At 35.0% G+C, this 13,736-nt stretch carries 9 protein-coding genes; 6 read left to right on the top strand and 3 right to left on the bottom strand.

What is annotated here, in order from left to right; translation table 11 throughout:
- The first annotated feature begins 762 nt into the window (after positions 1 to 762).
- The 3 genes from DN410_RS11675 to DN410_RS11690 all read left to right on the top strand — a co-directional run bounded on the left by DN410_RS11675 (position 763) and on the right by DN410_RS11690 (position 6,188).
- Entirely contained in the window at positions 763 to 2,079 is a 1,317-nt protein-coding gene (locus tag DN410_RS11675) for an MFS transporter (protein WP_255446733.1), read from the top strand.
- A 616-nt stretch (positions 2,080 to 2,695) separates the two neighbouring features.
- A complete protein-coding gene (locus DN410_RS11680; protein WP_149176694.1) occupies positions 2,696 to 4,060 on the top strand; it encodes an MATE family efflux transporter in 1,365 nt (454 codons plus the stop codon).
- A 592-nt stretch (positions 4,061 to 4,652) separates the two neighbouring features.
- The gene (locus DN410_RS11690; RefSeq protein ID WP_370456801.1) at positions 4,653 to 6,188 is read left to right on the top strand and encodes an amidohydrolase; all 1,536 of its coding nucleotides are present in this window, start codon (positions 4,653 to 4,655) and stop codon (positions 6,186 to 6,188) included.
- 298 nt (positions 6,189 to 6,486) lie between these two features.
- On the opposite strand, the gene DN410_RS11695 is transcribed toward DN410_RS11690, so the two are convergent.
- Together DN410_RS11695 and DN410_RS11700 are read right to left on the bottom strand one after the other, a co-directional pair.
- Positions 6,487 to 7,701, bottom strand: coding sequence for an MFS transporter (locus tag DN410_RS11695; protein WP_149176628.1), 1,215 nt, complete (start codon positions 7,699 to 7,701; stop codon positions 6,487 to 6,489).
- A gap of 709 nt (positions 7,702 to 8,410) precedes the next feature.
- Complete coding sequence (locus DN410_RS11700) at positions 8,411 to 9,289, bottom strand: LysR family transcriptional regulator (protein ID WP_149176629.1); 879 nt, start codon at positions 9,287 to 9,289, stop codon at positions 8,411 to 8,413.
- Positions 9,290 to 9,485: 196 nt separating this feature from the next.
- On the opposite strand from DN410_RS11700, the gene DN410_RS11705 reads away from it, so the two are divergent.
- From DN410_RS11705 to DN410_RS28455, 3 genes are all read left to right on the top strand, one after another.
- Entirely contained in the window at positions 9,486 to 10,694 is a 1,209-nt protein-coding gene (locus DN410_RS11705) for an MFS transporter (protein ID WP_149176630.1), read from the top strand.
- Between the two features lie 200 nt (positions 10,695 to 10,894).
- On the top strand, positions 10,895 to 11,164 hold the full coding sequence (locus DN410_RS28450) for a hypothetical protein (RefSeq protein WP_255446734.1): 270 nt from the start codon (positions 10,895 to 10,897) through the stop codon (positions 11,162 to 11,164).
- 95 nt (positions 11,165 to 11,259) lie between these two features.
- Positions 11,260 to 11,556 (top strand): beta-propeller fold lactonase family protein, encoded by a 297-nt coding sequence (locus tag DN410_RS28455; protein ID WP_255446735.1) that lies wholly within the window; start codon positions 11,260 to 11,262, stop codon positions 11,554 to 11,556.
- A gap of 150 nt (positions 11,557 to 11,706) precedes the next feature.
- Here the strand turns inward: DN410_RS28455 and DN410_RS11715 are convergent, their stop codons facing one another.
- Positions 11,707 to 13,458: a GMC family oxidoreductase gene (locus DN410_RS11715; protein ID WP_149176631.1), complete on the bottom strand. Its 1,752-nt coding sequence runs from the start codon at positions 13,456 to 13,458 to the stop codon at positions 11,707 to 11,709.
- Between the last annotated feature and the right edge of the window lie 278 nt (positions 13,459 to 13,736).

The following is a 13,736-nucleotide window of genomic DNA, read 5'->3' on the forward strand; positions in this document are numbered from 1 at the left end:
CATATTACCTCTTTATATCATATTTTAACAATTTTTAATTATTAAAATATCTCTTTTTCAATAGAATAACAAAATTGAGAATTCAAATGTCTATTTATTTTATCCGTTTAATCTTACTCTAGATCATTATTTAGATAGATAAGCTCCTTATTGTCAATAAAAATTCAAAGTGAAAAGAAATATTTTAACTGTCACCAATTGATAGTTTTAAACGCGATTTATTTTTTCTGAATTTTTAAAAAATAATAAAAATTATCACATAGCAGAATTTTATTATTTATATACGACAAAATCCCGTGTTACTATCAGTCCAATCATTAAAAAGGAGGAATTTATTTGAACTTACAAATGAAAAATTAAAGAAAAACATCCAAAAGAACGGAATGAACAGTGTATGAAGCAGATCGATTATGTATTTCAGAAATCTAATTTTAATGAATAGTAATTTTCTAAACAAAGAATTCGTAGATTAGACCTGAAATATTTGATAGCCCTAAAAATGTTAGCGTTTACACCTGAAGGATTATACACAAAAGCCAAAACATGTCCTCCTACTAATAAAAGTATCTTTCACAGCAGAAATCTTGTTCGTTCTTCACAAGAATTTATCTAAATTTAAAATGAAGGCTGAACTAACCGAAAATTCTCTTTGGTTTGTGATTGAAGAAAAAGTGTCAAATCTATAAGTATTTTTACCAAATCAATTTACTAAACACTTTAGAGCCTAAAGGTATTTTATTATTTTAGGAGGGATTTATAAGTATGAATTCAATGAACCAATCAATTGAAAATACAACAATCAAAAAAACAATGATACGCATTTTACCATTTACGTTTATATGCTATGTAGTTGCTTATTTGGATCGTGTGAATTTAGGCTTTGCAGCGTTGGAAATGAATGCAAGCCTGGGGTTATCCGCAGAAGTTTTTGGGTTATTATCAGGTATTTTCTTTCTTGGATATTTCCTGTTTGAAATACCCAGCAACTTGATCATGCACAGAGTTGGTGCAAAAATTTGGATTGCTAGAATTATGATTTCATGGGGAATCATTGTAGCTTTAACAGCATTTGTACAATCAGCCACTCATTTGTACATTGCTCGTTTTTTACTTGGAATTGCTGAGGCAGGCTTCTTCCCAGGAGTTATTTTATATTTCACATATTGGTTTCGGAATAAAGAAAGAGGGCGTGCTTCCGCTTCTCTCGTTATGGCTTTGCCGATTGGTACGATTATAGGAGCCCCATTATCAACCTGGATTATGGACAACATTGCATGGCATGGGATATCTGGTTGGAGATGGATGTTTATCCTCGAGGGGATCCCAGCTGTTATTTTAGGAGTTATCACACTGTTTTACTTAAATAATGCTCCCAAAGATGCTAAATGGTTAAATGAGACAGAAAAGAATTGGCTAGAAAATGAATTAGATAGCGAAAGAAGTCAAAGCATTGCAGTAAATAAAGCGTCAAAATTAGAAATGTTTAAAGACACGAAAGTATGGAAATTGGCTTTTATTTATTTTGCTAATTATACAGCAATGTACGGTCTTAGTTTTTGGCTGCCAAGTATCATTAAATCATTCACTTCTAATTCAGATAATATGGAAATTGGCTGGTTAACAATTATACCTGCACTAATCGGAATCCCTTCCATGTTACTCTTTGGATGGAGTTCTGATAAAAGAAATGAACATACAAAGCATTTGATTGCAAGCTTCCTCATTGCAGCTTCAGGCTTTATTATGTGTGGATTTGCTGGTAACGCATTGACAATGATCGTATTAATTGCTTTCGCAGCAATTGGACTGTATGGATTTGTAGGCGCCTTTTTCTCATTTATGACTCTGTTTTTTACGGAATCAACCGCACCAGCCGGCATTGCAACGGTTAATGCGGTTGCAAGTTTAGGTGGTTTTTTTGGTCCTATGATTTTCGGAAAGTTAGCCGTTTCAAACGGGATGTTCGTGATTGGTGCATTAGCGATTTTTGCGTGTATGGTCATCCTATCCCTTGGACGAAAAGAATTAGATATAGTAAATGGAAAAGTTACTGTGGATAAAAGTACCATCAATCGGTAAATCAAATGATAGAAAACATTTTGGTGTATCTGTGCAAGCTATATCCCCTACCATAATGTTTCTTACAAATAAATAGAGAGAATGATGAGATAAGATGAATCAAACGGATACACTTTTAGAAATACGGAGGATATTGCAGCGACATACAAAGCCACGATTTTTAAAGAATTGAAACTTGAACGTGAATACTCAAGCAAAAATTTCTGGTACAAATCAAGAGTTCTTGATCGAAGTCAATTGTATAAAGAACTCAATTCCATAGTTTATCATGGTTGTTTGATCGACGACTCAAGCTACTCGTCACAAAATCAGAAAACTATGCTTGTAAATCTATTTTCAAACTACTCGATATTTTTGTGTAAAGAAGAATGAGCTGAGCTTGCTTTATAAAGTGAAACCTTAATCAATGGGGGTATTCATCCCCCATTGATTATTAGCCTTCACCAATCGGACTTTTAAGGGTAACAGGGCTTCCACCTAAATTCTTTGCCCCAGCCTAATTTTGAGGTGGGAGTTTTACTGCCCGCAAATAGCGGGATAAATTAATTTTTAGGAGGGTATACGTGTGGAGATATCAGGAAATCACCCCTCGCCGAAGAAAGAAACAGCAGAAATTATGAATAAGCTGGTAAATGATTCAGCACTTGGAACCAAAAGTATTCCTTTACTATATTTACGGTTTGCTTTGGCTGGAATTATGGCTAACGTAATTCTTGGAGTGGTAGCGATTGTTGATGGATATTTCGTCAGTGGCTTTCGGGGGCTTGAAATCGAAGGAATCGGAATTGGTTTTACAGTAACAGTTATTATTCGTATGCTTGGTGTTCTTTTTGGGATTGGAGCCGGGGCTGTCATTTCACTTCGACTTGGAAAAGGAAAAATCGATGAAGCGAGAAGTACTATGGGGCAAACTTTATGGTTTACTCTATTCGTCTCCATTTTGCTATCTATACTTGGATTGATCTTTAATAATCAAATCATGACTTTATTCGGAGCGAGTCATGATGCACTTCCATATGCAGTGAAATACAGCCAACCATTGTGGATTGCATTGCCAATAATGATATTAGCGGTTGTACTTAGTATTTTAACCAATATCGATGAAAAACCTGTATTATCAATGAACAGTTGGTTAGTTGCGGCGGTAGTTGCCGGAATTACAGAGTGGATTATGGTAACGAAATATGACATGGGTATGATGGGTTCCGCCTGGGCAAACACCATTGCACAATCTACCCCTGTTTTACTAATCTTTTACTTTTGGTTCGGTAAAACCAAGCTTAAACCCAAAATAAAAGATATAATGATTAATCTTAAGATAATTGGTGAAGTCGCTTGGACAGGCTTTGCATCTTTTTCGAGTCAGCTCATGATGTTTTTTTCTATTATTTTCTTTAATAATTTACTGCAAAGCTATGGTGGTGGTATGCACGTTGCAGCTTTCACCGTTCAAAACGGTTACATTACAAATCTGCTCGCCTTAGTAGCGCTTGGTGGGATGACAGGACTTCAACCAATTATTAGTTACAATTACGGCGCAGGCAACCTTGATCGTGTGAAACAAGCAATTAAGATTGGGCTCACTTTTACAGTTTCCTTGTTTTTGATCGTGACTGCTTTACTAATCATTTTTGCAGATCCAATTATGTCATTTTTCTCTAATGGTAATCCGGAATTACAGAAACTCATAACCTGGACGACAATCGTATTTAATTGCATGTTTACATTAAATGCTGTTAGTTTGCTTATCTCTGGTTATTTCGAAGCACAAGAGAAAAACTGGTCCGCAACATTTATTAATGTGAGCAAAATGTTGTTTTTTTCATTCCCGTTCATGTTTATTTTCCCGAAATACTGGGGAGTTGATGGTGTTTGGTATTCCGCTCCAGCTGCTGAAATTCCAGGTGTCCTTATAGCAATTTATTTCCTTCGAAAAGGATTAAAACGCTTAAAAGAAACAAAAGTAAAGAAAGCATATTGATATTAATTAATCTTTCAAAATTATTTACAAGAAATAGAGATAATGAGAATGTTCTGTGAAAAAAATTACAGCCAAAGAAGCCTAGAGATTAAGTGTGGGCAATTTGGACCCCTGGATAGGCGAACACCTAGCAAAAGAACTTGGCATGTAGAAAAGCAGGAAGTTTTCTCTGCAACAGACAGTGAGTCGTTTATTATTGTTAATGATGAAAAGTACCATATTACAAAGAACTGGGTCGTTTTTTTGGATAAAGACCTCGTTTGTGAATAGGGGTGTCCTGATTTTTAGAAAAAGAATTATAAATAGAGCCATGAGATTAATTTGAATTGATGTGAAAGATCATCATAGCTGTATACTTTGCCTAATCGTAGTTTATGGTTCATAGCGCCGTTATCCAATTACTACTTATTTTATATGGATAAATTTCAAATTTTTCAGTTTACTAGGAGGTCATTTATTAATGAATATAGATCAAAAAGCCGACATTGTTATCTCAAGTAATGCTGTTTTTACGGGACTTGCCGATAGGCCCATTCCCGCGCATATCGTTATTATTAATAATAAGATTGCAGCCATTGGTTCCGAAATAGAAATGAATCCGTTTATTGGACCAGACACGAAAGTATTTCATTATGCCGATCAACTTATTATGGCTGGCTTTCATGATTTTCACTTGCATATGTTAATGGGAAGTATTGCAGAAGAGAGTGTCTTTTTAGCTGATGCAACTTCAGAAGAAGATGTGCTCGAAATGGTAGATGATTTTAGCGATTCAAGGCCAGATGATCCATGGATTATTGGTTTTTCTTGGGATCAGGGCAATTGGAACAACCAAAAGCTTCCAAATCGTGTAGCACTCGATCGCATCCTCCCAGAGCGCCCTGTTATTCTATTTCATATGGAAGGACATTATATCTGGGTAAACAGCAAAGCACTTGAGATTGCGGGTATTAATCGAAATACGGAGAGTCCACCCTACGGGATCATTGCAAAAGATGAAAACGGAGAACCAACAGGTATTTTGTATGAGACAGCGATTGCACTAGTATCGAATCATGCATTCAATTTTTCAAAGGAACGCCGTATGAACATGATGAAAAAATTTCTCGAACAGGCAGCTTCACTAGGTGTGACTTCAGTTAACGATTTATATGGATCACCTGCTATGGAAAAATTACAGGATTTTGAATTGTTTAGTGATCTCGATAAAAGCGGAGAATTAACTGCTCGGATTCATCTTTCACCTCCCTTAAATGATGATATAGAACGTGCGAAACAATTGCGTGATACTTATGCATCAGGCAAGCTTCGAGTCTCGGGGGTGAAACAGTTTGCTGATGGAGTAATAACCGGCTATACCGCGTATTTAGTTGAACCATTTTCAGATAAACCAGAAACCTTCGGGGAAACAGCTGTTTCTCCAAATACAATAAAAAAATGGATAGTAGAGGCTGATCGAGAAGGCTTTCAAATCCGTATTCATGCGATTGGTGATGGTGCAATTCGTCTAGCTTTGGATGCTTTTGAGGAAGCCCAGAAAAAGAATGGTAAGCGAGATGCTAGGCATTGTGTGGAACATGTGGAGGTTATTCATCCGGATGAAATCGCTCGTTTCCAAAAACTCGGAGTAATCGCATCAATGCAACCAGAACACTTAGGTCTTGGTAAAGAACAACGGGAAGTTTATGTTTCACGCGTTGGAAAAGAACGTGAGCCCTTTATTTTTGCAATGAAAACTATAAAGGATTCAGGTGCAATGCTGGCTTTTGGTACTGATTATCCAATTGTGCAATTAAATCCGATGCTAGGCATTTATCGTGCGCTAACAAGAATTGGATATGATGGATCACCGTCAGAAGGATGGAATCCGCAGGAACGTCTGTCACTATCTGAAGTCTTGAGGAATTATACGTTATCACCTGCCTATGGATCATTCAGAGAAAAGGAATTGGGCACACTTGAAATAGGAAAACTGGCAGATCTTGTTGTATTAAACAGAAACCTCTTCGAAATCCCAGTTGAAGAAATCCGAGACGTTCAAGTTGTTTTAACAATGGTTGATGGAGCAATCGTTTTTCAAGATGATTTAGCATGCGAGAATGTCCCCTTTTCATTAGATACTTATTAAGTTTTGACAAAACTAAATAAGTATCTATCTATATAGTGAAGAATGACAACAAAACTATTTAATTTTAAAAGCTCAAATCAGTATAACCCCATTCTAAATGTAGGACGGGGTTATACATATAGATATTCAATTTAATTGTCTTTTTTAAATATTCAATAGAAAAGAAATATTTTCTATTAGGGATTACAATACAATTATGGAAAAACTGTACGTTAAGCAACTGAGTCAAATATTTCTGAGTTGTGTTTAAACGTAAAATATTATCGAAATGCTATTTCCTTTATCGTATAAGCTAGGATTAAATTGAAACTTTAACTTTATCAGTGTTATTGATTGTTATATATTTAGACCAAAATACCGTTATGCAAAATCCAATAATAAGTATTAATCCTGCAAAGATATATGGTAGATTAACATTTACATTAAGTAAAACGCCTCCCGTTGCTGGACCTATTATATTTCCGAGACTTGTATAAGTAGAATTCATCCCTCCAGCAAACCCTTGATTTTCTCCAGCTATTTTAGATAGTAATGTAGTAATTGCTGGTCGAAGTAAGTCACATGCTAAAAAAGTGACAAACGTTACAATCATGATCCCCCAATAATGACTAGTAAATGTAGACACGAATATAAATATAGCGGCTATGAATAAGCTACCTTGAATAATTCTTTTTTCACCAAATCTTTTTACTAGTTTATCAAAGAACAAGATTTGTGCTATTACTCCTAATATGGCGCTTATTGAAATAATCGTTGAAATATCCTTAGGTGTAAAACCGAACTTTTTATCAACAACAAAGCTAAACATATGTTCATAAGCTGATAAACCACATCCTAAAACAAAAACAAGTACTAATGGGATAAAATATACAGGGTGAAAAGATTGTTTCATTTCATTAAAAAAACTAATTTGTGTTTTGTTATCTCGCATTTTAATTCGTTGTTCTTTAGATACAGGTTCTTTTAAAATAAATACTGAAAAACACGCAGCGATACCAGAAATTACTGCTGCAAAAAAGAACGGTGCACGTATGCCAAAATCAGATATAAAACCACCAATACCAGGACCAATGATAAATCCAGTACTGATTGCTGCTGATAGGTATCCTAATGCTTTTGCCCTGTTTTCTAAGGAAGTTGTATCAGCAATAAAAGCAGTAACTGCCGGCATCATACATGCAGCACTAATCCCCCCTAATGCTCTAGAAAGAAATAAAACCCATATTTGATTTCCAAATCCAAATAAAAATTCAGAAAAGGAAAAAATGATTAACCCTATTATGATCATTTTTTTCCGACCAAATATATCTACCCATATACCAGAAATAGGAGATATTAATAGTTGAAAAAATGCAAAAGTAGCAATTAAATATCCCATAATATCAGTTCCTAATTGTAATGTTTTCATATATGTTGGCATTATGGGGACAACAAGACCAATCCCTAAAAACACAATAAATAAATTAAATAATACTAAAGCTAAAGATATTTTTTTTCTATTGTATATATCCATATAATTTTCCTCATTCCTTGATTAATCAAATATTAAAAGGCCTTTTTATATAATCATTAATCAGTATAAACCTTAAAGTAACTTCAAAGTCTATAGGGTATAGCTAAAAAAATAAAATATTTCCCATACTAGATATCAAAATGCAGCATGAAATATCATTTATAGAACTTTTTTAACTTAAAAATCCCTTATCGTACGAAATTCGCTTTTTATTGGCGCTATCCCATCGCTATCCAGCTAAGCTCATACAACGCCAATTATAGTAGAAGTTGCTTCTTCTTTCTAAAGGCTAAGTATAGAAAATTTAAAAATCCATATACGAAATAAACCCTAATGGGTTTATTTTTTTGAATTAAGCCGCTTGATTATCAGACATGATACACTTGTAAACCACACCTAATATATCAAAGACTGTTTTCTTCTCATATCAATGAGAGTTTCTCCGGTTTTGCTGTAGGAGGTTGGGTTCACTTCATGAAACGGACAAAAACGTATGTTAATCAGATTGGATAACTAACGTTCCAATCATGGATTAGAAAAAGACTTTTGGCACTTCTATTGTAGCTTTCCTGATGTCAGTTTGAGGCGTCATTTAATATGCTAAGTATTCAGTTCATTGTGTCGCTAACAAATAGGACAGAGAAATAAATGATTCCGTCAGATGCACTGTGATTTAGTGGAAATTTATAATTCACTTGATGAGGGATAGCTAAAATAATTCGATAAATCTACGTGCCGCTTTAGAAAGATACCGTTGTTTAAGCCAAACTAATGCTATCTCTGATTCAAGAGAGGAATCTAGTATATCCAATACCCTAACTTCAATATTACGAAATGCAGATACTGAAGATTTAGGAAGTATACTTGCTCCAATTCCAGCTTCAACTAAAGAAAGCAGTATATTAATATCTGGGCATTCGCACAAAATGTGTGGCTGGAACTCGAATCGTTCACATTCTTCTATAATTCTTTCATACACTCCCTCTCCCTTCGTTCTGTGGACTAACAATAAAGGGATATCTTCAATCTCTTTCATTTGAATAGCTTCTTTTGAATGGAAATTCTCCCAATCTTTCGGTACAACCAAAACAAATGGTTCTGTTCCCAAAGAAATCATAGAAAGACCTTCCATTTCTAAAGGATGACGAACAATAGCCAGTTCGATATCGCGGTTGTCCAACTGTTTACTCAATTCAACTGGATCTCCTCCCCGCAGGTTAAATGAAATCATTGGATAGTTTTCATGGAAATATTGAATTCTTTTAGGTAGATAAGAAACACATGAGACAACTATACCAATGGATAAAGAACCTCTGGTTCCTTCACCAGCTTCTTTTACTTCTAATATCGATTCCTCAAATAAATTTAAAATATTCCGGGCTTTTTCATATAGAATTTTGCCTGCCTCAGTGAGTTCCATGGTCTTACCATTTCTTTTTCGTTCTAACAGTACAGCACCAACTTCTTCTTCCATAAGTCGAAGTTGCTGACTTAATGGGGGTTGTGCCATGTGAAGTTTTTTGGCAGCCCGAGAAATTTGCCTTTCTTCAGCAATTATAAGAAAATAGCGTAATTGTCTTATGTCCATCGTTTACCTCCAATATATATGATTTTGATATATATAAGTAATATTATAGATATTTTCCATATAAATATACAAATGATAATATAGGTAAGTGAATAAAATAGAATGAAAATAACCCCAGCATGGCTCTTAATGTTTATCTGATGAGCAAGAACACACGTAGGGGAACTTAATATTAATTATTTGGGAGGTGGAAATATTGGATAAACACAAATTATGGACAAAGGATTTTATCAGTATTGCCATTACTAATTTTCTTTTGTTTATAACATTTTATTATTTGTTGGTCACACTGCCTATATATGCTTTACAAGCGTTGCACGGTTCCAAATCTGAAGCAGGACTTATTACTACCGTTTTTTTGATTGCATCCATCCTAACACGCCCGCTTGCAGGTAAATGGATTGAAAAGTCAGGAAAGTATACCGTTTTTATAAGTTCCCTCCTTGTTCTTTTCGCAGCTTCAATTTTCTATTTTATTCCACATCCTATTTTCGGTTTACTAATTCTTCGCTTTTTTCATGGAATTGGATTTGGAATGGCAACAACGGCAACTGGAGCAATTATTGCCGATCTCATCCCGGAATCTCGCAAAGGAGAAGGGATGGGCTACTATGGACTAACGCTAAATCTTGGCATGGCTATTGGTCCCCTCTTAGGTTTGACTGTTATGCATCAAGCAGGGACAAATGTAATGTTTATTATAAATGTATTATGTTCTCTCTTTGCACTCATTGCAGGATTATTTGTTAAATTACCTAAGAAAACTATTATGCCAGAACAGACAATTGAACGAAAAACAGGTATGAAAATTGGAGGCTATTTAGAGAATTCCGCCATTCCTATATCGTTGGTGTCAGCTTTCTTTGCACTGGTTTATTCAGCAATTGTTTCCTTCGTATCCATATATGCAAAAGAGCATAGTTTAGTGGAAGCCGCTGGTTATTTCTTTGTTGTGTACGCAGTAGTCCTTTTAATTTCACGACCTTTTACTGGAAAATGGTTTGATTTATTCGGAGCAAATATTATAATTTATCCCGCTATTTTATGCTTTGCAGTCGGTACGTTCTTATTGAGTGTATCGAATACTTCCTTGTTATTTCTTTCATCAGCAGCCCTTATTGGATTAGGTTGGGGAACCATGTTTCCTAGTCTTCAAACCATTGCTATTCAAGTAGCACCACCTGAAAAGAGGGCATTGGCTACGGCCACATTTCTTTCAATATTCGATTTCGGATTCGGCATTGGATCATTTATCTTTGGTATTGCAGCAGCTAAAATTGATTATGACTCATTATATTTTTGTTGTTCATTCCTTATAATAATCGGAATTTGGGTTTACTATTTATTGTATGGTAGAATATCTTCACGTCCTATTGCGAAAAAGGTAACGAAAAATATTTCTTAGGGGATTTTTAATTTATAGAATATAAGTAGGAATGAAAAGGCCCTTCAACTTCTAAAGGGCCTTTTTGGGGGAATTGGAAATATATCGATTTTACGTTAATAAAAGTTATTTGATGCAAATCTGAACTAACTACCAAAACACTATCCTTTCCTATTGAATATAAATAATTATATTTAGTTTCAAAAAGGAGGTTAACTGTTATGAACTCATATTTTTCAAAACAAAAGAAATGCTGTCGTAGACTTTTTCCTGCTTTCCCACCTGCTGTCCCTCCTGTTGTTGTAATAGCTAAATTTCTTTATGTATCTAGTCCTTTTGATAGCACAGTAGAAATTTACAACATCTCGAATCCTATAGCTCCTGTACGTGTCGGAGAGTTTAATGGAGCAAACTTAGACTTCCCTTCCGGATTGGCTGTCAAAGGTAACATTCTTTATGTAACAAATCCAGCTCTAGGTAATAATAAGTAGGTAATAATAAGATAGAAATTTATAATATTTCCAACCCTATAGCTCCTGTACATGTTAAGAGATTCACTGGAGGAAATTTACGCTTTCCTGATCAATTGACCATTACAGATAATATTCTTTATGTATCAAATGCTCTCGGTAACAATATAGCAATCTATAACATTTCTAATCCTACGGCCCCTGTACGTATAGGAGAGTTTAACGGAGCAAATTTAAACGGTCCTTCTGGATTAGATATTATAGGTAACATTCTTTATGTCGCAAACACTGGTGATAATACAGTAGAAATTTATAATATTTCTACTCCTACAGATCCTGTACGCGTGGGAGAATTTGGTGCTACAGATTTAAATGTTCCTAATGGACTAGCTGTTTTTACGTTATTCGGCTAGTAAGGTATGTTACAACGATACAACTACCAATAACCTTAATTATGTGAATACAAAAGCCCTCCAGATTACTTAACTAGAGGGCTTTTGTATTCTCCTAAATATTAGATCCCGATTGCGTTATACTAAGTTAACTATTGATATATATAGTATTCATTTTTTATTTCTTATCGATTTGCATTCATAATCTTTAATTTCCATATCATCCACCACATATGGGCAAGGATCTTCTCGAATAAAACGTACTGCATTCAATCCTATCATTTGGGCAGGGTTTGACGTATTGCCGTCTGGTAAGATTGGAGAAATGGAAAGATCAGCGACTTTCAGATTTTTGGTTCCAAAAACATTCAGGGATCCATCAAGAACTCCTTCTTTAATATTTTTACCCATCTTACATTGCCCTCCGAAGTGAGTAAAAAGGGAATACGAAGCTCTGACAAAGCCAGCCAATTTATTCCGCTTTTCATTTTCATCCGGAATTTGGAATATACTTTCATCAGGAAAGACTACCTGATAGATGCCTCCCGGATCAAGTTCACGTGCTCTAACAATCATGTTATACGTCTCAATATATTGATCCACCATGAAGTTTAGATCATCTGGACTTGCCAGCGGGTTTAAATCAATAGTTGGATATGCCTCTGGGTCGCTATGGGAAACCATGACAGTACCTCGGCTTCTTGGATTTATATCTACAATTCCTATACTCATAATATTACTAGGATTTGTCTCATTAAAATCCCAACCATTTATCGCAATTTCCTGACTGGGTACAAAAAACGGAAGTGGGAGGCCTAATAATTGAAGGCGCCGGCCACCAATAGGGTTATTGACTTTTTTAAATGCTCCTAATGCTACTGGCTGATTAGGATCAGCAGCCAATACCTGAAGAAGTCTTCCTGTTTCCACTCTAATCCCCATACCGACAGAATAATGTGTTTGGAAGTTATATCCGACTTGAGGACTTTCTACTAAAGTTGATATGCCAGCTTTAGCTAAATCTTCAGGCCTACCAATACCTGAGCGTTGAAGTATGACAGAGGAGAATTGGCCTGCTGAGACAATGATTCCTTTTCGAGCATAACTTCGTTGTGACACCCCGTTCTTAACATATTGAACGCCAACAGCAATGTTAACTCCGTTTTTTTCTTTAAATAGAATTTTATCAACTGTTGTCTTTCCAAAGATGACCAATTTTCTCTGATTAACTCCAAATTCATCAGCTTGGAATTCATTTCCTTGCGTAACAATTTGATTGTTTAAATATCCGGTTGCTGTCGAGGAACGAACCAATTTTCCGTTTTCCATCTTTTGAATATATTGACCTTTTAAGGATGTAACATCTCTTATCCCTGTATTGTAATCCTCTTCAATTGGGATATTAAAGACTTCTGAAGTGGCTTGCGCTAAAGTTTGGATTAATCCTTCATTAGGAATATTTTGTTGTCTAATAAAAATAGGGCCGCTACTTCCACGTTCTTGAGGGCTTTGTGTCATTCCTGTATACGTTTCATTTTTAATAAATAATGAGCGAATACTATCATAATTCCATGCGTTATTATCAACTAACTTTGCCCATGTATCATAAAGATCACGACTGCCACGTACAGCTAACATCTGATTATGTTCAGAACTTCCCCCAATGGCACGACCACTTTGTGTTATCAACTGACGACCTAACGTTTGCTCAATTATAGTAGTGACATGAAATGAATGTCTATTATCAGAAGCATTTAAAATAGAAACTATAAGATTAGGACTACTTAATTCCTCTGTCATGTTCGTTCCTGCTTCAAGAACAAGCACGGAAGTACATTTATCATCCGTTAATTCTTTAGCAATTACCCCTCCGGCAGTGCCAGCACCAATCACAATGTAATCAAAAATATATTTTTTTGACATCCTATTATTCCTTTCAATAAAAAATTTTTAAAAATAAATTCCTATACAATATACTATGAACATATTGTACGGACTGCCTGTACTTTTAAGAGAGGTTAATAGTTTTGAAAAAGCCCTAGTTCTTCTAATAGAGCGTATATTACATAAATATCATATTGCATAAGCTTAGGTTGATAGCGATGTGTTAACATATAAATGCTATCTATCAATAAATCACAACAAGCACCTTTAAATATCTGAATTTTCTATTTTTGAAGGTTATCCCCTAAACAATCTCG

Origin of the sequence: Bacillus sp. SH5-2 (assembly GCF_008368905.1) — a bacterium.
GTDB classification, from domain to species: domain Bacteria; phylum Bacillota; class Bacilli; order Bacillales; family Bacillaceae_G; genus Bacillus_A; species Bacillus_A luti.